Origin of the sequence: Bradyrhizobium sp. 170 (genome assembly GCF_023101085.1) — a bacterium.
In the GTDB taxonomy this organism is placed as follows: domain Bacteria; phylum Pseudomonadota; class Alphaproteobacteria; order Rhizobiales; family Xanthobacteraceae; genus Bradyrhizobium.
Window position 1 is genome coordinate 7223113 of sequence record NZ_CP064703.1, and the last position, 18094, is coordinate 7241206.

Annotated in this window: 18 protein-coding genes and 2 pseudogenes; 10 read left to right on the forward strand and 10 right to left on the reverse strand. The window is 58.5% G+C overall.

Going from position 1 to position 18094, the window contains the following annotated elements; genetic code table 11:
• Positions 1–2 precede the first annotated feature (2 nt).
• From IVB05_RS33660 to IVB05_RS33675, 4 genes are read right to left on the reverse strand one after another with little or no spacing between them, the layout of a single operon-like run.
• Complete coding sequence (locus IVB05_RS33660) at positions 3–1430, reverse strand: hypothetical protein (RefSeq protein WP_247780297.1); 1428 nt, start codon at positions 1428–1430, stop codon at positions 3–5.
• Positions 1427–2668: a polysaccharide pyruvyl transferase family protein gene (locus IVB05_RS33665; RefSeq protein WP_247780298.1), complete on the reverse strand. Its 1242-nt coding sequence runs from the start codon at positions 2666–2668 to the stop codon at positions 1427–1429. Before IVB05_RS33665 ends, IVB05_RS33660 begins: the two co-directional genes overlap by 4 nt.
• Before the next feature lie 35 nt (positions 2669–2703).
• Positions 2704–3885, reverse strand: a complete 1182-nt coding sequence (locus tag IVB05_RS33670; RefSeq protein ID WP_247780299.1) for a glycosyltransferase — start codon at positions 3883–3885, stop codon at positions 2704–2706.
• Positions 3885–4586: a sugar transferase gene (locus tag IVB05_RS33675; RefSeq protein ID WP_247780300.1), complete on the reverse strand. Its 702-nt coding sequence runs from the start codon at positions 4584–4586 to the stop codon at positions 3885–3887. Before IVB05_RS33675 ends, IVB05_RS33670 begins: the two co-directional genes overlap by 1 nt.
• 536 nt (positions 4587–5122) lie before the next feature.
• On the opposite strand from IVB05_RS33675, the gene IVB05_RS33680 reads away from it, so the two are divergent.
• From IVB05_RS33680 to IVB05_RS33690, 3 genes are all read left to right on the forward strand, one after another.
• Positions 5123–5617, forward strand: coding sequence for a transposase (locus IVB05_RS33680; RefSeq protein ID WP_247780301.1), 495 nt, complete (start codon positions 5123–5125; stop codon positions 5615–5617).
• A gap of 1534 nt (positions 5618–7151) precedes the next feature.
• Complete coding sequence (locus tag IVB05_RS33685) at positions 7152–8606, forward strand: family 16 glycosylhydrolase (protein ID WP_247780302.1); 1455 nt, start codon at positions 7152–7154, stop codon at positions 8604–8606.
• Positions 8607–8778: 172 nt separating this feature from the next.
• A complete protein-coding gene (locus IVB05_RS33690) occupies positions 8779–9522 on the forward strand; it encodes a C13 family peptidase (RefSeq protein WP_247780303.1) in 744 nt (247 codons plus the stop codon).
• 405 nt (positions 9523–9927) lie between these two features.
• Here the strand turns inward: IVB05_RS33690 and IVB05_RS33695 are convergent, their stop codons facing one another.
• A complete protein-coding gene (locus IVB05_RS33695; protein ID WP_247780304.1) occupies positions 9928–10314 on the reverse strand; it encodes a DUF1330 domain-containing protein in 387 nt (128 codons plus the stop codon).
• Between the two features lie 632 nt (positions 10315–10946).
• On the opposite strand from IVB05_RS33695, the gene IVB05_RS33700 reads away from it, so the two are divergent.
• The 5 genes and pseudogenes from IVB05_RS33700 (at position 10947) to IVB05_RS33720 (ending at position 13348) form a co-directional block, all read left to right on the forward strand.
• Positions 10947–11120: a hypothetical protein gene (locus IVB05_RS33700; protein WP_247780305.1), complete on the forward strand. Its 174-nt coding sequence runs from the start codon at positions 10947–10949 to the stop codon at positions 11118–11120.
• A gap of 355 nt (positions 11121–11475) precedes the next feature.
• Positions 11476–11657 (forward strand): annotated as a pseudogene (locus tag IVB05_RS33705) (hypothetical protein).
• A gap of 292 nt (positions 11658–11949) precedes the next feature.
• Positions 11950–12594, forward strand: coding sequence for a DNA-directed RNA polymerase subunit alpha C-terminal domain-containing protein (locus tag IVB05_RS43840; protein ID WP_346771801.1), 645 nt, complete (start codon positions 11950–11952; stop codon positions 12592–12594).
• Between the two features lie 76 nt (positions 12595–12670).
• Positions 12671–12973 carry a hypothetical protein gene (locus IVB05_RS33715; RefSeq protein ID WP_156438579.1) on the forward strand — a complete coding sequence of 101 codons (303 nt, stop codon included), beginning with the start codon at positions 12671–12673 and terminating at the stop codon, positions 12971–12973.
• Between the two features lie 198 nt (positions 12974–13171).
• Positions 13172–13348: a hypothetical protein gene (locus IVB05_RS33720; RefSeq protein ID WP_156438578.1), complete on the forward strand. Its 177-nt coding sequence runs from the start codon at positions 13172–13174 to the stop codon at positions 13346–13348.
• A gap of 546 nt (positions 13349–13894) precedes the next feature.
• Here the strand turns inward: IVB05_RS33720 and IVB05_RS33725 are convergent.
• Together IVB05_RS33725 and IVB05_RS33730 are read right to left on the reverse strand one after the other, a co-directional pair.
• Positions 13895–14146 (reverse strand): DUF1488 family protein, encoded by a 252-nt coding sequence (locus IVB05_RS33725; protein WP_214493926.1) that lies wholly within the window; start codon positions 14144–14146, stop codon positions 13895–13897.
• A gap of 79 nt (positions 14147–14225) precedes the next feature.
• Complete coding sequence (locus IVB05_RS33730) at positions 14226–14462, reverse strand: hypothetical protein (protein ID WP_213257345.1); 237 nt, start codon at positions 14460–14462, stop codon at positions 14226–14228.
• A 167-nt stretch (positions 14463–14629) separates the two neighbouring features.
• Here IVB05_RS33730 and IVB05_RS33735 point away from each other — a divergent pair, with 167 nt between their 5' ends.
• A complete protein-coding gene (locus tag IVB05_RS33735) occupies positions 14630–15073 on the forward strand; it encodes a thiol-disulfide oxidoreductase DCC family protein (RefSeq protein WP_247780306.1) in 444 nt (147 codons plus the stop codon).
• 87 nt (positions 15074–15160) lie between these two features.
• Here the strand turns inward: IVB05_RS33735 and IVB05_RS33740 are convergent, their stop codons facing one another.
• Complete coding sequence (locus IVB05_RS33740; protein ID WP_247787219.1) at positions 15161–15403, reverse strand: zinc-finger domain-containing protein; 243 nt, start codon at positions 15401–15403, stop codon at positions 15161–15163.
• Between the two features lie 174 nt (positions 15404–15577).
• The gene (rpoH, locus tag IVB05_RS33745) at positions 15578–16474 is read right to left on the reverse strand and encodes an RNA polymerase sigma factor RpoH (protein ID WP_247780307.1); all 897 of its coding nucleotides are present in this window, start codon (positions 16472–16474) and stop codon (positions 15578–15580) included.
• A gap of 95 nt (positions 16475–16569) precedes the next feature.
• On the opposite strand from rpoH, the gene IVB05_RS33750 reads away from it, so the two are divergent.
• Positions 16570–17172 (forward strand): MarR family transcriptional regulator, encoded by a 603-nt coding sequence (locus IVB05_RS33750; protein ID WP_247780308.1) that lies wholly within the window; start codon positions 16570–16572, stop codon positions 17170–17172.
• 357 nt (positions 17173–17529) lie between these two features.
• Here the strand turns inward: IVB05_RS33750 and IVB05_RS33755 are convergent.
• Positions 17530–17998: pseudogene (locus tag IVB05_RS33755) on the reverse strand (sigma-70 family RNA polymerase sigma factor); the annotation flags it as partial.
• Positions 17999–18094: the final 96 nt, after the last annotated feature.

Below are 18094 nucleotides of genomic sequence, written 5' to 3' on the forward strand. Positions count from 1 at the left end.
AACTACGTCCTCGCAACGTGAAATGACGCGTCGACCAACGGATTGCTTTTCACCAACGCCGGAGCCGCACGCTCACGCAATTGTCGCCCGCTGGCGGCAAGCGCAAAGAAGATGAAAAAGAGAAATCCAAGATCGACGCTACCGGCCGATATGCAGGCTGAGCCAAAGAGAGCGAGGCATGCATTCAGGCCTGCACGCGCGACAACATCTTCAAAAGAAATCAGCTTTCCCGTCGCGAACACCGACGCCAGGGTCACGACGAACAGAAGCAGGCCGAGAACGCCAGTATTGGCGAGCAAGGCGACCACGAAGCTCGACGCCCGGACACTCCCGAGCCCGGCGCCGAAACCCGAAGTGTCCCAAAAATTCTGCAGCGCGAAGTAGTTCCAGCGCATGCGCTCGATCCCGGACTGGCTTGCCAGCTTGTTGGAAACAGCTGCATCGTACAGGCCCGTCACAGCCGACCAGATCGAAGGCACAAACAAGATGACCACCAAAAGCAGGAACGGGATCATCGAGACGATGAAAAGATAACTGCAGTCCCTGCCGGTGGCCTGTCCGTTGGCGAGCTTAACAAGCGCACCGATCAGCATGAGCGACGAGAACATCGCCAAGGATCCATAGGCCGTCGTCGAAGTCGATAACAACAGCGATACCGCGAGAAGCAGCGCGAGCGATCCGGTGATGCGAGTGCGGAACCCGTACAGCCAAAGGCTCAGGGTAAATGCGTGGAAGCCCAGCGCCGCGTAGCCGAAGGCGCCGGCTTCGGTGAATGTGCCGACGATGCGTTTGAAGCCGCCGATTTCACCGGACTCGAGCATCCGGTAGTTGGCATTCCGGAGCCAGGATAGCAGGAATCCCGTGTCGGTATAATGTGTGGCGACGTCGGCCACGGCCGAGGCGAGCAAAACCACCGCACACACGATCAACGCATTTGTGATGCCCTTCGCCTTATCCCGGACCATAAGCGCCCAGGTGCTCATGAAGCAGCCGAGATCCGCGATGAGGTAGAAGGCTTGCGTCGCATTGGCGGCCCGAGGTTTCAAGGGAAGACTGACGATCCCAATGTCGGCGTCATTTCTCGCGAGCGAGTAGGCGTAGGTCAGGCCTTGAAACAGCCGGGGCATGAAAAGCGCGGTTGCAACGGCATAGGCAGTGAACAACAGGACCCAGAAACCGGGCCCCGCCGGCGCAAGACTCTCGAGCGCTGCCGTGCGCAGACGCGGTCGTAGTGCGATCGTCATCGCAAGAAAGATGGCGACTACCAGGACCGGTGGGACGCTTGCGTCGCCCAGAGCCGGAACCTTGAGCGCAGCCGCCGCCCCCAGCAGGGTAGCCAGGACCATCACCCAGAATGCCGCGATTGGGCCCTGCCACAGCACCCAGAGGCCCGCCAAAATTGTGCCAATGCCGATAATCTCGATCGTCATGCGCGAACCTTGCTGAGACGCATTGCGTTCAAGGTCCGTTCGGAATGTTCGATCAACTTTGGCCGCGTCTCCCCCTTGAGCAGCCGCACCAGATCATCGATCGATGCCCCCGTTAATGCGAGTACACGCTTATGCTGGACCTCGCAGATCGTCTCGGCCCGCGCAGCGGCCAGGAGCTCCGGCATTATCTGCACAACGTCATCGCTGAACTCCACCAGGTACCGGCTCCGTCCGACATTCGCAAAGAACGCCGCGAGCTTTGGGTCCCAACTCAATCCGACGTGCGCTACGCGGTAGGAGTATGCAAGGATGCACGCGTGCAGCCGGTGCGCGATGACCGCATCGAAGCTTCCCACCAGTTCCGCGAGTTCCCGGGGTGTCTTGCAGTCTGGCGCGCGCGTCGGCCCATCGTCATCACGGAACGAACCAACGACACGGTCCAGGCAAGTCTGATCTTCCCGAGCTCCGTTCGAGAAACAGGTTACGTCGTATCCCGAAGCCAGCAGCCGCCTTATCAAGCTTCGATACAGGTCCATGATGGTCGTAACGCCGGACTTTCCCTCCCCGTGATGTTGCAAAATGACCGGATGGGTTATCCCGACGCCAATGACGGGGCGTTTGCGCTGTCGCCGCACACTTGATGGCCACACCTGAGACGCCATCAGGCCGGGATCCGGCGTCACGACGAGGCCCTTCACGCGACGCTGGCGTAGCCGTTTCGCCGAATCGCCGTCGCGCACACCTGCGAACACCAGCTGGTCAGCATGCAACAGTGACGAGATCAATGCTGCACCTCGTCCAGAGCGGCTTTCGGCGACACCTAGCCCAAACAAGGCGATCGGAACATTGCTGCGCTTGCACTCCGCAGCCACAATCGACAGCTTGACTGGGAAGTTGAGGTCGCCGTCCTGGATTAGCTGGCCGCCACCGACAATCGCGAGATCGGCATCGCGCAGCGCTTCGCGCCAGGCCGGTCGGCATTTCCTCCTCATCTGAAGACGAAGGATTGCCTCGACCAACACATCGCGCAGGATCGCGGGCATCTTCTGCAGTGCTTTTAGGGCAAGGACACGACGGCCTGACCTCGCCGGACTGTTGCGATCGGTGCGTCCGGCAAGATCCAGGGCTTCGATGCTGACATCAGGTAGCCGCCGCCCAAGCTCGGCTTCGAGACATTCGGCAATCACCCCATCACCGAGGTTCGGGCTGTACTTAACGTTGAAGGTGACAACCTTCATGATACTACCACTCAACATCGTGAGAGACTGCGAGTTCATCCGCCCCAGAACTTGCTCGCATGGACAACTCGCGCTCCGGTGCTAGACGGATACGGATTCTGATTCTGGTGGCCGGCAGCAACTGTCGCGTTTTCGCGCAATGCCCGTTCAACCGAACGTCTCATCTGGTGCTTGAAACGCTCCTTACTGAATCCGGCTGCATGCCGAACGATGTCGGCGGCGGAGAAGCTGATCGTCTCGGAGCGCGCAATCGCATTCCCAAGCGCCTCTGTGGTCTGCTCCGAGAACAGCACGCCAGTAACGCCGTCGACGACTGTTTCGGTAGCGCCGCCGCGGCCGAACGCGATGACGGGCCGGCCGCTCGCCATCGCTTCGACCGGAACGATACCAAAGTCCTCTTCACCGGGGAAAATCAGAGCAAGGCAACGCGCATAGTGATGCCGAAGGACTGCAAATGGCTGCGGTCCCATAATCGTGACGTTGGGTCGCGCGCGCCACTTGAGAGTATCCAGCATCTCACCGCCGCCTATAACGATGAGCCTCTTGCCAGACGCGTTGAAGACGTCAACGACCAGGTCGGCCCGCTTATAGGCAACCAGTTCCCCCACCATCAGATAGTAGTCGCCGACACCAGAAGCCGTAACCTGTTCGAAGGCGTCGACATCGACTGGTGGAAAGACAACATCGGATTCGCGGCGAAAGTATTTGCGGATACGCGATGACACATTGTGGGAATTGGCAACGAACAAGTCGACCCGAGCGGATGCCCCCTGATCCCAGTTGCGCAGGTAATGAGAGAACAGCGTCATCGCGGCGCGCGTCAGCAAGCCGGACGCGGACCTATAGTCATGGTACATGCTCCAGATGTACCGCATCGGGGAGTGGCAATAGCAGACATGTACCGCATGCGCAGGAGGAATGATGCCCTTCGCGGGACCGGATTCGCTGCTGATGATCAGGTCGTAGCCGCGAAGGTCGAATTGCTCGAGCGCAAGCGGCATTAGCGGCAGATACTTCTTGTACCAGGACTTTGCGCGCGGCAGCTTGGCGATAAACGACGTGACGATTCGATGGTTGGCAATCGCCGGGGAGATGGACTCCGGCGCCACTACATGCGTGAAGATGTCGGCCGATGGATAGAGTTCGCAGATGGCTTCGAGAACCTTCTCGCCGCCGCGCATGCCGACAAGCCAATAGTGGACTATTGCGACCCGCATCAGTATGTGCCCTTGGCCGTAATCAGCACCGGCACGGTCTTCGCGATGATCTTTATGTCATTCCAGAACGACCAGTTCTCGACATAGTCTCGATCGAGGGAAACGCGGCGCTCGTAGGAAACATCGTTGCGGCCGCTGACCTGCCACGCGCCGGTCAGGCCGGGACGCGTCAGCAGATAGTGCCCCGCGCTCGGTCCGTACATTGTGATCTCTTCGACGACCACCGGCCGCGGACCCACGATGCTCATGTCGCCACGAAGAACATTCCAGAGCTGCGGCAATTCATCCAAGCTGGTTTGACGCAACACCTGGCCAACCGCAGTCACACGCGGATCGCGCTTTAGCTTACGTGTTTCGGCCCACTCTCTTGCAGCCTCGGGATAATCGCGAAGGTGGCGCGCCAGCACCGCGTCGCCATCCATTGCCATTGTCCTGAACTTCAGACAGCCGAAGGTGGAAGAACGAAAGCCGACGCGTGGTTGCCGGTAAAGAATGGCACCGCGATCCGTGACCTTCAGAAGCAATGCGATGAGGAGAAAGAGCGGCACGAAGGCCAACAGCGCTGACGAAGAAACGAGAATATCTAGCAGCCGTTTCGGTACACCTCCGATCGGATACCTTGCCGATCTCTGCCTGATGCGCCTGTCGATAAGCAGTCCAACTTCTGTGGTCGCGCTCTTCGGCAACTGAAACAACTGCATTACTTTAAGCTCCAATGAGGGACCTTTATGCAAGCCGTCCCCATTCCGCGGCTCGCGCCGCGGTCACAACTGGTTCTCACTAGTTGGTCTCGCTTATTCGGTAGTACCCGAGAACAAAATCTCTCGGTCAGGCCGCATCGTTAATAAATGCGCAACTATTGTTGTTAATTAATGCGCAACTATTGGTGCATCGCAACTTGATTATTCTAACCCACGGATGCGTTATAGTTGTGCATGCTGATCGCTCCGTGTGCACGCACCGCTATCGATCTCACGCGCGGGAACCGGTTCATTCGCGGTGGAGTGATCACGCACACATCGTATTAGAAATTTTCATTCCCAAAGAAACCGATCCAAATCAGCCAGGAACTGACCTGAACCTTGGTCAGCAATCCACATTTGCAATCCGCACCTAGCTCCATTCGTGAACTGGTACGGTTCTCGCATGGGATACGCACGCGCAAAGATTTCTGACAATGAAATCGAAAGGGGGGTGGAAAGTCTGGGAGACGTTTTGGAAGTAAGCGAGGCCCCGTATGCGTACCGACCTCTCTCTCTGCTTCAAAGATGAGTGTGCGGCACTCGAACTTGTCGAGGCCTGCATCTGGCCGAACGGGGTTGTGTGTCCACATTGCGGCGAAAATAGCCGAACTAGTCTCCTAAGGGGATTCAGTACCAAGACCGGCACACGCAAGTGTTATGGCTGCCGGAAGCTGTTCTCGGCGCGAACAGGCACAATGTTCGAGTGCAGCCACGTCCCATTTCACAAATGGCTGAAGGCTCTCTTCCTGACCGGGTGCGGCACGGAACCTATCAAGCCATTTCAGCTCAGCCGGGCTATCAATGTCTCCTTCAAGACCGCCGCCCTCATGATCGCGCAGATCAACCAGTCTGCCGTCGAATGCGGAATACGAACCTCTGACGATAAAGCCGAGACGACCCTGCCTGCGCACGAGCGCTCCACGCTGGCTCCGTCGGAGTTGCCAACGGCTGGAGAACCGCAAATCTTGACCGTGAACTCACACGCATAGGCCTCCCACACAGGAGCCAGCCTCGATGCAAAAGCTACCGGAGGTCCCGGATCCCGAGCCAGAGAAGCAAGATAGCGACACAAGCTCGGAACTATACAACGACGATCTCATTGCGCAGTTCAAAGTCCGCCTAGGGCAACTCCTGCGGGTTGGCCGGCCACGAAAGCGCCCGACCCGCAAGCAGAGCGACAAGTTAAACGGTGTGGGCAGGAATGACTGACCGTCAATGCGACGTGATCGTCGGTCGGAACTCGCGATCAAAGCGCGGATGCGAGTGTCGGTGCGTAACGGGGACGCGTATCAAGAGCCGGACATGAAATTGTTCAATTCGTTCAATCGCGCGCTGCCGGCCGCCGGTCCACACCGCCGTGTATCACGACTCTTTCGTACGCGCGCCCCGGCGCGCGACCAGGCATCGGATCGGCGAGATCTCGACGCGATACGCGAAGCGATCGAGCACGCTCTCGCTTCCCTACGGCTTCAGAGACAGGGACTCTCCGAGAGAATCGCTCACGCGACTGCTGCCGCAGCCTTCGCGGCCGGAAATGATTTGTACGAACACCAAACGCGTGAGGCCGACGAAAACCAATTTGCTGCGGCGCTGGGAGGCCGAACTCATTTTAGCCGGCAGGAGACTGCAAGTCATCGACAAGAATATTAGCCACCTCGAGTCATTCCAGATCGCGTATCTCTCGGTCTTTCCCGAGGCGCTCCGGCTATCTCCTCGCGACACCCACGCCTAATGCTACGCCGTAGCCAAGCCACTGCTTCCCTTTCGGCATTTAGGTGCAACTTGGTTGTCGGGACCACGTCAGCCCCGCGTCGTAGTTCGCAACGGTCGGTGTCGAGAGCGTAGTCCTCGAAGAAATAGCGCACGCTACCGCTCCTTCGCCTGGCCGCAGATTTCCTTAGAGCGCTCTAGCCACGGTCTGGGCCGCGGAAAGAATAAGCCGCTGGGGAGAAATATGTAAGCCATATGTCAAGCAAGCCTTCCGATGTCTTGATACCTTATGCCGAGCAAAAGACGTCGGGAGAATGTCCAATGGATACGCCTTACAGTGTGGTTCGGTCGAAGCATACGATTGCGCCAGCGAGGCGCGTAGAACGTTTTTCTGGGCCGCTAACGTCGCAGCGCCGGCGCGCTGGGATGTGCTGCTGGTCCTGTTTTTCAGACCACCCCGCCCCTAGTGTTGTGGAGATCCGCTGGTGCGCCGAAGCTCCTGCCTCGATTCGTCGGCGCCAAACAAATGCATCTGCATCCAACGCGTCCATCGCTCGATGCCTCGCGGAAGATAGCCGTTAAGGAGCACCTCAAGCGACATGCCGAGATGGCCGTCTGCTTGCCATGGATCGGCACCTCGCTGCATTAACCAAGTCGCCGCGGTATGCCGCAAGATGTGGGGCTATGCTCTCTTAACATTTCACCGGAAGTTGATGGTCTCTATGAGAGGAGCTCGAGGCGATCGCCGCGATCTGGCCTTGGTGTCTGAGTACTTCAAGCGCGTCGGAATCTCTTAAGCATGGCGAGGGTAACATGCCCGCACCAGCCAACTATTCTCTCGTGTTTGCAGACGAATTTACTGGGCTGAATATTGCCAACACCACGACGGCAGCGGCCAATTGGTACACCGCTCAGCCCTGGGGCGGCGGCTTTGGCAGTGCTTCGTTCATGCCTGTTGGCGTCGGCAGTTCTCCGTTCTTGATCGTGCAACAGGGCGGCGAGAGTGCCCTGCAGATCGAAATGACACGGAATGCGGCAGGCCCTCTCCAGAGCGGCCTCATCTCGAACACGTTTCCGAACGGAACGAGCACCACTCCGCAGGATGGTGATCCCTATGGGTACTACGAGGTCAGAATGTGGTTGCCCGCAGGCCAGGGCGTGTGGCCCGCCTTCTGGGCCATTGAGGAAGAGCGTCTCTCGACGACAAGAGATAATGTCTTTGAGATCGACGTGATGGAGCAGCACGGCATCGCACTGGCCGATCGATATTCAAGCTCTTTGCACGACTGGAATTGGAACGGGACGGTCCTGGAAGGCCACACGAACCAATCCCATCAAAACCTCGTCGGTCAAGGTGTGTTGACGACAGGATGGCATACCTTCGGCGTCGAAATTAGGCCGGATACCATGACGTTTTCCATGGACGGCCACGCCCACTTTTCGCTGTCCACGCCTGCCACGCTCAACACGGACCTGATGTTCATGATCGATCTGGCCGCAGGTGGCGGCTGGCCGATTGATCCTGCACTCGATCATCAGAAGCTGTATGTAGATTATTTTCGTGCCTATGAATTGGACCGCCTGGTGCCCGGCCCCGGTCCGGTGCTCGTCGGAACGAACGGCAACGACACTTTCATCGTTGATGTCGCGACCACTGGAATACGCGAACAGCCCGGAGGCGGGTTCGATACCGTCATTGCCACGGTATCCTACACCCTACCCGAGAACGTCGAAAAGCTGCGTCTTTCTGGTTCAGGCCCCGTCGACGCGACCGGAAACAGCGGAAACAATCAGCTCTATGGCAATGGAAACGCCAATGCACTGTCGGGTCTGGCCGGCGATGATTATCTGTATGGCGATGCCGGCAATGACAGGCTGCTCGGAGGGAGTGGGAACGATAAGCTCTATGGTGGAAACGGGAGCGATCTGCTGATCGGTGGTCTTGGCATCGATCGGTTGGACGGCGAAGGCGGGGCGGACACGTTCCGTTTCGAAAGTATCGTGGAAAGCCCGTATTCTGCGCGGGACACCATTATCGCGTTTTCAGGGGTCGCAGGAGATCGCATCGACTTTAGTGCTGTTGATGCCAACACGCTGGTCAGTGGCAATCAAGTTTTTACCTTCATAGGATCGGATCTCTTTACCGCAGCAGGACAGCTTCGATTGAGCAACGGAATTCTGTCAGCCGACGCCAACGGCGATCACATGGCCGACTTCGGTGTGGTCATTGGCTCGGCGCATCTGGATCCTGATTACTTCATCCTCTGAGGCTTTCACTGCTGCGCGTGGACGGCAACGAGCCTTGGCATGCTGGCGCGGTAAGCGCCGTGGGATTCGTTTAATTTGGCAGCAGGCACAATCCGAATGTTCAACCGGTCGCGCGCAAAGAGAATCGGACGCTTTCACGTGACCTGTTGAAAGAAATGCCCTGGGTGAAGCTATGTATCCACGTTGGATCAGCCGGATCGGCGCTCCGCTCATTGCTTTTGTTTTGACCGTTGCGCCGTCGGTTTCGACGGTGCACGCCGTTGAGGATGCTCGCAAGGTGAGCGTGGTGTCCTTCGGCCTTTTCGGCGATCAAAGCGTGTTTAGAAGCGAGGCGACCGGCGCAGCACGGGTCGTAGCGGGCCGTTTCGGGAGCGCCCCGATCAACGTGCAATACAATTCGAAGAAAGGCGGAGGTGCAACGATTGAAGGCCTGGCCATGTCCTTGCAAGCGGCGGCCAACGGGATGGACGCCGACAACGACATTCTCTTTTTGATTCTCACCTCACACGGCGCCCGCGCCGGCCTTGCAGTCAAAGCGGGCCGGCTTACGCAAACGCTCACGCCGTCTAATCTCGCCTATATGCTCGCGCGGACCGGCATGCGATACAAGGTGGTGGTCATCTCGGCCTGCTATTCCGGGGTCTTTATCCCTCGTCTCGCGAACCCCGATACGCTGGTAATCACCGCAGCCGATGCCGACCATCCATCGTTCGGCTGCCGGGACAAAGCCAAATGGACCTATTTCGGCAACGCCTTTTTCAATATAGCACTCCGGCAAGCTAAAAGCCTGAAGGACGCCTTTGTTGTAGCGCGCTCGCTCGTCAAAAAGCGAGAAGTGCGCGAGCGCTTCGAACCGTCGAATCCCTTAATGGCAGGCGGCGAAAACGTGCAGCCATTGCTCATTTCGCGTCCTTGAGCGACCGGCCGCCTTCGCGACGCCTGTCTGCCGAAAACCTCGTCCGTATCGATCTAATGACCGAAACGCGCCGCATGTCTGCCATGGCACTCGACCGAAGCCGCTATTGCGCCCGATGTCCGCTTTGCGCGCCAGAAGCGGTCGTTCGCCAGAGGGCAGCTTTTGACATTTTCAGACCTGACAGGCCCGGCAAGCCATGTCTGTTCCAGGAGGGGAAAGCGGACTTCCCGGCTGCGCGCCCCGGACTTCTGAGTTTGACCCATCTCCGACATCACCCCGCCCGCAAGCCCTCACAGAACCGCTAATGCCCAACAAGGTAAGCTGGATTGTCGCTCGATTTGGTGGCGCGGAAGGAAGAAGGCCGCCAGCTAAGGCGGCCTTCAAGCACGCCGATTGTCCGAACAGCTATTGAGGTACCCCCTCAACGGCATAGCTGCGGAACTTCGCCAGGCTGTTGCGGAGCGGCAGGAGGTCTTTGAAGGCCGCTGAATCGCGATACGCTTGGATTTTCTCAACGCTATCCCACTGTTGGATAACAACGCGTGCTTTCGGCGGCTCTCCTTCGATTGTCGTGGTTTTACCTCCGGCGGCAAGGAACTTGCCGCCGGCCGCTTTGATGGCGGCCTGAGCCTTCGGGACGTAGTCCTTCACGTAGGTCTCCATGTTCGAGGGCTCGATTTCAACGACTTGGTATACTGGCGGCTTAGCCTGGGCATGAAGTCCCTCAACTGCGACTGCACCGAGTCCGAAGCCCGCCAGCATCGCCAATGTTACTGAATAGTGAGTCTTCATGACGTTTCTCCCTGGTCGCTGTGAAAATTATTCGGTCGTGACGGCTCGCACGACCGTGCGATTTGCGAATGCAAAAAAGCACCGGCTAAAAAGACGTCGGTCTATTGAAGTGCGACGCCTGCCGACGGCATCGACGCTGCCAATACGAAACGGGGACTTCGGCACGCCCGGTGACAGCTCGCGGACTAACTCGATGTCCGGTCCATTCAGCATACAACGTCGGCCCGATTGTCGGAAGAGTACAGGACCGCAAAGTTAAGTAGCCCTCGCCGTTCCAGTCTCTCTCGCTGAAAATCGCGGGGAGCTGGGTCTTCTGCGGTGCGAGGGTTGGCGACACACCTTGGATAACGATGTATGCGCGACGGCGACGTCTGTTTGTGGCACCTTTCGGACTCAGCGCGATGTCTGACTTGAGTCCGGAATGCGCTTCACAGCGGACATCGGCGAGAGAGCGGGCGAGACCGCGTGGGCGGCCCGCTGAGTGCCTTTCGATCTGCCGGGTATCTCGGACGCTGCCAACATGAATCGCCGCACGGGCGACCGGTCGCGCGGCCTCTGCAACGGCAAGGAAGCGGCAGATGGAACTGAACTGTCCAAGCTGTGGTAAGCTTAGCGGAAAGCAGGAGGCCAATATGAACTGGATCAAATGTACCGATATGAACAAGCAGCCAATTTATGTGAACATAGAAAATGCGACGAGCATTTTTTGGATCGAAAAAGAGAAGGCATCCATCATCGGATTCCCCAGTGGAGGGGACAGCATAAAGGTCATCGAGCCACCCGAAGCTATCATCAGGGGGGAATGACATGCCCCGAGCTCTAAAGGTTTGGGCTGCCATTTGCCTACCTCTTCGGCCTTCCGATCGTACTTATCATGTGGGTTGAGGACTGGTTTCCGATGCCGATCCTGCGGAACACGTCGCTATAAGCCGCCGGTCCACATGATCAAGCTGACGAGTTTCCAGATCGGCGTATCGCGCGAGCAGCGGATTGCATCAAGCGGGATGTTCCGGGAACGCTGGTGCGTCTTTTCACCGCGGGAAACGAATCCTGAGGCCCGGTAGCTGGCAAGGATTGGATGTTGCAGCGCGTTGTCTATTGCTGTCGCGGCCTCTCAGGGACAGTCTGCCCAATTGGGGGCCGCGACGACGGGAGAGCAGAATGAGCAAACCAGGTCTCGACGGACATCACCGCAACAAGGATGGCGAAATCAGCGGCAAGCACGGCAACACCCTTGTCCGCACGCTGCGTAAAGTTTACGGGCAGGTTTTGCGGCCGGGTATCCGGAAACCGCGAAACTGAGTGAGATAATGTTTCATCTCAATGAGACCTCGTTAAGCTAACTCCGCCGCGATCACGAGACGGACCACTTGGAACACAAGATTACTCAGGAATCGAAATGATGGGCCTCGCTGTCGAGCTCGGGCGAAGAAATGACCCCCGTGGTCGGAAGCCCTCCATTGACGCCGGAGGAAGGCGAGCGCCTTCGAAAGCTAGCGTTGACGGGCATAAGTGTCGCCGCGATGGCGAAGCAGTGCACCGCAGCATGGCAGCGGACCGCAACCGAGACGCCCGGTTGAAGATAGTGGTGGCCAAGTCGCGTAATCAGGGGTTAGGGCTGAAGGCGAAGGGGAGATGAAACAGGTCGGTGCCAGACACGATATCATTCGGGAGTGGCGCTCACTTCCGAAGGAACAACGACAAACGGACAAGCAGGCCGAAGCGTTCGCGATGCAGATAAAAGACAAATACAAATTCTCTAACGACAGCGCAAACCCATATCAAACCGTCAGGGGTTGGCTGCTGAGTTACCTATCGCTTAACCGCGGGCTTGGAGTGAATGCCAAAGACAAAGGGGAAATGCCCTACGACGAGAAAAGCACCGATCCTGGCCTGTCTGCTGCTGAGCGAAAAGCTCTCAGAGTGCGGGAGGCGCAAGAGGCGATCGCCGACCATGAAGAAGCCCAGACAGCATTCCATGAAAATCGGGAGCGCCTCCGCAAAGAACGCCTGGTTCGAGAGGCGACCGAGGGTCCGATGCTCGCTCCCACTCCAGAACTGCCGGACGATACGCCGATCGAACGCGTATTGTTTTCCACCAGGATCCAGAACGCTCTCCGAGCAGCCGACCTGAAAACCGTTGGCGAGGTGCGCGAGATATCGGACGAGACACTGATCAGCCTTCCGGATTTTGGAAAGGGATCGCTCTCTGATCTACGCAGGAAATTGGGACTGCCGTCGACGGACGGGGTTAGATCCTTGGGCAAAAAGCCCGCCTGATTTGCTGATTTGACAATTCCCCGCCGGGTAGTTTTGTGCGTTTGCGCGGTGCCCGCCATGGCAGTTGGAGAGTGCGATGCATAAGGCTACGACCTTCGAACACGGCGGCAAGGTCTACGAAGTTCGCGCGATCCCGACGTTAAACGGTTGGAAGGTTCGCATTTTCGTCGAGGGCATCCCGGCAACTGGCTTCACTTATTCAGTCGACGCCGAAGTCTATCAAGATGCTGCGATCGATGGAGTGCCGGAAGATTTGGTGGCCGGGCTGATGGAAACAGCGGAGCGTGATTTTCGGCGCGGCCTTGCCCAGGAATTGGTGGCCGCCGAAGAGGCTACCGACGACGATATCGCGGCGGAAAACGATAAATTCAAACCATGAGATCACCCCCTGGCGCTCTAGCGAGATCCAGAAGCGGCCAGCTGACGCCGCGAATACCACCGGACGCGCAGTAGCCAAGCCCTCACGAGCGGCTTTCGCAGGTGCACTATTGCCATCGACCGCAGGTTGCGGTCGGTCGGTTTGATTGTTGTCGGACGACCGGCTTGAACCGGCGCGCCGTAGGCGCATATTCCCGAGATGTCCGAATACCGACCCGCTTTCGTGGCGCGAAAAGGTAATCCCGGATTTGGCTGGGTGGTCGATGTTCTTTGGCCCGATGGCGAGACGGAAGTAGTAAAGGGTTTCGCCACCGAACAACAGGCCGCCGAGTGGATCGCCAAACATTCCGAGGGCTGGCAGGGGAAAACTAAATGAGTTCTAAGAAATGGAATGATCCCCAACTCGACGCTGCTCAGTTTGCCATCGGTACCGCATACGGGTAACGCGGTCTGCACGGCCTGCGGGGCTGCGCTAGAGTCGTGGTGGAAAAGCACCCACGTTCCCTCATTCGAACTTGTCAAACGTCCGGACGGAAAGCCCGGTAGTAGGTCAGTTTGATTGTGGCAGGATGACTGGCTTGAACGGCAGCGCCGGAGGCGCATATTTGGATAATGAATCCCGATCTGTCTGCGCCATTGACCCACGAAGAATTCGTCTCGTTGCGGGACTGCGCTAAGGGTTTGATGCACCACACAATCCCAGCCGAACACAAAGACCGATTGATCCAACTAGGGTACATACAGGAATTGTCGGGCGGACTTCGACTAACGAACGCTGGCAGGTTGAGGATTGCGGAAGGCAAATGACCGACAAGCACCCCAAACGTTCATACGGGTTCTCCGTTTTCACGTCATCGCCGCTTAACAGCTAGTGGCCACGTTGTCGCTTGCGCAAGCGAGGGCGTCGAACAGCCAACCTGCATCAAGGGTTCAGATCCTCAGTGGTCACTACAACACCGCGGTCAGAGTGCCCCTCCCGCTGCAACTTCGCGAGAGCGAGATGTTCGATCTCGGCTCGGTGCCTTACAAAGATAGCGATGAGCTGTGCATAGCCTGCGTCCTTTCTGCTCATACGCTCTCTGTTCAGAAGGGCAGTCTCCGTTACCCGGCACTTTTCGATTTTGCCGCCGTACTCCACAACGAAATGGACGTAATCGCCGCCAGCAACAACCATGAGAATGGTCCTCAGACGGGGGTGAGACTAACATATGGTGGTTTTTCCGGCCCCTACAAGCGAGGACTGCATGAGCGCATTAATCTGCCAGCGCCCATCTTCCATAGACCGACGCGATAAGCGTTTGGGCAATGGCCACGCCCGCGCGCGTCGGCATCGGATCAAGCGCGCCGTAGGTCCAATTCGGTCCCGTTCCTTTAGGGTACATGCGAATTATCTCGACGCGCTTAATGCCTCGCGTGTGCGGATCCATCGCCAGAAGCCGAAGGCACTCGGCCTCAAGTTCGGCTGCGGATTTACGCGGCATCTCCTCCATCAAGGTTCTCCGGCTTCGGAGATATCGACCTCTCGGAGGTGGTGCTGTTACCGCTCAAGCTCAAGCTGGGACCCGGTCATCAGTGATGTCGGCAGCCATTTCGAGACAGGCTCTAAGGGACGACCACCCCTGTTGCGCCGGCCGTCCCGCGGGTGTTTGCTTGTTCCATGCAGGCGGAGCAGTCGATCGTCGTTGACCCAGAAAGTCCTGGCGGCATCAACTCGCCGCACGGCCTGATCCTGTTCGACGGCGTATGCGTCCTATGCTCGCGCGGCTGCCGCTTCGTGAGCAAACGTGATCGCCGCGGCTATTTTCGCTTCGTTCCGATCCAGTTGGCCGAGGGACGTCCGCTCGCTGAGCAGCTCGGCATCGATCCTGATCACCCGGATTCCTTTGCCTTCTTGGCGAACGGCCAGGCCTATGTAAAATCCGAAGCCGTGCTGCGCATTGCGCGCGAGCTTCCGCGTTGGCAGTGGACATCGGTCTTCCAATTCGTCCCACGGGTGATCCGCGACGCGATCTATGACTTGGTCGCGCGCAACCGCTATCGCTGGTTCGGCCGTCGTGACGCTTGCATCCTGCCGAATTCGGATCGTTCGTGGCCATCGTGAACCGCCCCGAGACTGCGGGACGATGGCGCCCGACGCTGGTTGGCTGCGGCCGCCATGACGAAGGAAGCAGCGCTACTGCAATTCAACTCAGTCCCTGTCACCGTAAGCACAATCTGCCGGATCAGATTCGTGTGCGCCCAAGCGCGGATCGAAGCGGAATAGCGTAGAGCAATAGGGGCAGACGATCTCACTGGCATCGCCCATCTTGAGGTAGATGTGTGGGTGATCTTGCGGCGGTTTATCCCCAATGCACTTGAACTCGCGGCAGCCAATGCGCACGATCGGCACCCCGACTTCATTATGAAACGTTGGATAACTTTCCATCTGCAGCGCGCGGCTTAGGCGCCCGATCGATGATGCAAAGTGCCGTGCATGGATCGTCGAGCGAGGGCTGGATCGGCACCCGGTGAGCGGCGCCCCTCTCGCGTCGTTCGGTTGCCGTAAAGCGCACCCAGAGCGACTCGTCCATCGTCAGTTTCTCCCGCCACGGGAGAGGGTTGGAAGCTAACGCTGCAGAGGCCCCGGGGTCGCCATCGCCGCGACGCGGTGCTTCACCGCGTTCTGCACCTTCTCGAAGGCGCTCACCTCGATCTGGCGCACGCGCTCGCGCGAGACGCCGAATTCCTCGGCCAGCTCCACAAGCGTGATCTGTTCCCCGGCGAGCCGGCGCGTCTCGAAGATGCGCCGCTCGCGCTTGTTGAGCACGGTGAGCGCATCGGACAGCGTCTTGCGGCGGTTATCGAACTCCTCGCCCGCGGCGAGCGTCGTCTCCTGGTCCGGGGATTCGTCCACCAGCCAGTCTTGCCACTCGCCGGAATCGCCGTCCTCGCGGATCGCGGCGTTGAGCGAGGCGTCGCCGCCGAGCCGCCGGTTCATGCAAATCACGTCCGTTTCGGTGACGCCGATCCGCCGGGCGATGATCTTCACCTGGTCCAGCCGCATATCACCATCGTCGAGGACGGAGATTTTGCTCTGGGCCTTGCGCAGGTTGAAGAACACCTTCTTCTGGTTGGCCGTGGTGCCCATCTTCACCAGCGACCACGAGCGCAGGATGTATTCCTGGATCGCCGCCTTGATCCACCACACGGCGTAGGTGGCGAACCGGAAGCCCTTCTCCGGCTCGAAGCGCTCGACCGCCTGCATCAGGCCGACATTGCCCTCGGAGATCGCCTCGGAGATCGGCAGGCCGTAGCCGCGATGGTCCCTGGCGATCTTGGTCACGAGCCGCAGATGGCTGGTGACCAGCTTGTGCGCCGCGTCGCGATCGCCGTGCTCGCGCCAGCGCTTGGCTAGCATGTATTCTTCCCGGCGTTCCAACATCGGGAACCGCCGGATTTCCTCAAGATAACGGGTGAGGCCGGGTTCGGCCGTAAGGATCGGCAGGGCCGCGTTGCGGGCCATGATCAGCCCTCAAACTAGTTTCGAAACAAAATTATCTGGCATCCAATCGGGTTGTCAAGTTAATTTCGAAACGCTATTATCTCAAAGAGGCAAACATGTCAGCGCGCGAAACGGCAGAGCTCCTGCTGCAGGCGGGACGGCTGGTACAAGCTGAGGGCTATGACGGCGAGCTCAGTCCGGCCCAATGGATGGCGCTCCGCTTCTTCGCCCGTGCCAACCCGTTCTCGCGGACCCCGTCGGCATTCGCGGAATTTCAAGCGACAACCCGCGGCACCGCGACACAAGCCATTAAGGCGCTTGAAGCCGGTGGATACTTGGTCCGACAGCCATTCAAGACGGACGGACGAAGCGTAAGTCTGCGACTGACGAGCAAGGGCAAAAAAGCGCTTGCACGCGATCCGTTCGAAGTTCTGGTGCGCGCCGTGGACTCGCTCGACGCGACAGAGCGAACTGCGATGCGTCGCGCCCTGCACCAAGTGTTGTCCACTCTAGCTACGAGTGGGGCGCATCGGCGCTTCGGTGTCTGCCCGGACTGCACGTACTTCGGCAGAGAGATATGCGGCAACCTGCCGAGCACGGGCCCCTCGGCCGCTGAATGCCTGCTCCTCGGTGTTCCGATTCAGCCAGAGGACGTAGGTCTTCTGTGCGTCCATTTTCAACCAATGAACGAGCACCGCAAGGACGGACGGACACCATGAATGAGTTCACCACTGCAATCTGCTGAAAGGACGCTTAATTGACCTTCGTCGTCAACGAGAGGGCGCAGAGCTTTGGGGTGATCACTGTCGCTCATGCGCAAATCGCTTTCGGGAAATCTACTCTCTTCACGCGGGCCAATTCGGCGAGATCACAATCTCGCATTTTCTGTTCGCCGGCGCCGACGAAGTGATCGAATAATTTTAGTTGTTTGCTGCCGTGCATGAGTCCGAATCTGGGCACATTTCGGACGTAGCGCGATGTCTCAGTTGAGTCCGTTAAGCGCTCCGGAGCGGACGTGGATTATCCTCAAAATAGTTGATGTCGGCTGCCCCTGATTTTGCGGCCCCAGTGGCATTTACTTCTCCCTCAGGGATGGAGATTTTGCTCTGGGCCTTGCGCAGGTTGAAGAACACCTTCTTCTGGTTGGCCGTGGTGCCCATCTTCACCAGCGACCACGACCGCAGGATGTATTCCTGGATCGCCGCTTTGATCCACCACACGGCGTAGGTGGTGAACCGGAAGTCCTTCTCCGGCTCGAAGCGCTCGACCGCCTGCATCAGGCCGACATTGCCCTCGGAGATCGCCTCGGAGATCGGCAGGCCGTGGCCGCGATAGTCCCTGGTAGTCCCTGGCGATCTTGGTTACGAGCCGCAGATGGCTGGTGACCAGCTTGTGTGCCGCGTCGCGATCGCCGTGCTCGCGCCATCGCTTGGCTAACATGTATTCTTCCTGGCGCTCCAACATCGGGAACCGCCGGATTTCCTCAAGATAATGGGTGAGGCCGGGTTCGGCCGTAAGAATCGGCAGGGCCGCGTGGCGGGCCATAATCCAGCCTTGGAGACATGCCCGCCTATCCTGAGAATGTCCGTTCACTGGGGTAGAATGGAAGTCGCCGTGGTCCGGTCAACCGACGCGAATGAT

Excerpts from the sequence above, each read along its gene's own strand:
- IVB05_RS33720 (WP_156438578.1), top strand. The coding sequence starts at position 13,172 with ATGTCCGAATACCGACCCGCTTTCGTGGCGCGAAAAGGTAATCCCGGA.
- IVB05_RS33730 (WP_213257345.1), bottom strand. The coding sequence starts at position 14,462 with ATGGAGGAGATGCCGCGTAAATCCGCAGCCGAACTTGAGGCCGAGTGC.
- IVB05_RS43840 (WP_346771801.1), top strand. The coding sequence starts at position 11,950 with ATGAAACAGGTCGGTGCCAGACACGATATCATTCGGGAGTGGCGCTCA.
- IVB05_RS33680 (WP_247780301.1), top strand. The coding sequence starts at position 5,123 with ATGCGTACCGACCTCTCTCTCTGCTTCAAAGATGAGTGTGCGGCACTC.
- IVB05_RS33690 (WP_247780303.1), top strand. The coding sequence starts at position 8,779 with ATGTATCCACGTTGGATCAGCCGGATCGGCGCTCCGCTCATTGCTTTT.
- IVB05_RS33750 (WP_247780308.1), top strand. The coding sequence starts at position 16,570 with ATGTCAGCGCGCGAAACGGCAGAGCTCCTGCTGCAGGCGGGACGGCTG.
- IVB05_RS33685 (WP_247780302.1), top strand. The coding sequence starts at position 7,152 with ATGCCCGCACCAGCCAACTATTCTCTCGTGTTTGCAGACGAATTTACT.
- IVB05_RS33725 (WP_214493926.1), bottom strand. The coding sequence starts at position 14,146 with ATGGTTGTTGCTGGCGGCGATTACGTCCATTTCGTTGTGGAGTACGGC.
- IVB05_RS33715 (WP_156438579.1), top strand. The coding sequence starts at position 12,671 with ATGCATAAGGCTACGACCTTCGAACACGGCGGCAAGGTCTACGAAGTT.
- IVB05_RS33665 (WP_247780298.1), bottom strand. The coding sequence starts at position 2,668 with ATGAAGGTTGTCACCTTCAACGTTAAGTACAGCCCGAACCTCGGTGAT.
- IVB05_RS33670 (WP_247780299.1), bottom strand. The coding sequence starts at position 3,885 with ATGCGGGTCGCAATAGTCCACTATTGGCTTGTCGGCATGCGCGGCGGC.
- rpoH (WP_247780307.1), bottom strand. The coding sequence starts at position 16,474 with ATGGCCCGCAACGCGGCCCTGCCGATCCTTACGGCCGAACCCGGCCTC.
- IVB05_RS33700 (WP_247780305.1), top strand. The coding sequence starts at position 10,947 with ATGAACTGGATCAAATGTACCGATATGAACAAGCAGCCAATTTATGTG.
- IVB05_RS33660 (WP_247780297.1), bottom strand. The coding sequence starts at position 1,430 with ATGACGATCGAGATTATCGGCATTGGCACAATTTTGGCGGGCCTCTGG.
- IVB05_RS33735 (WP_247780306.1), top strand. The coding sequence starts at position 14,630 with ATGCAGGCGGAGCAGTCGATCGTCGTTGACCCAGAAAGTCCTGGCGGC.
- IVB05_RS33695 (WP_247780304.1), bottom strand. The coding sequence starts at position 10,314 with ATGAAGACTCACTATTCAGTAACATTGGCGATGCTGGCGGGCTTCGGA.
- IVB05_RS33675 (WP_247780300.1), bottom strand. The coding sequence starts at position 4,586 with ATGCAGTTGTTTCAGTTGCCGAAGAGCGCGACCACAGAAGTTGGACTG.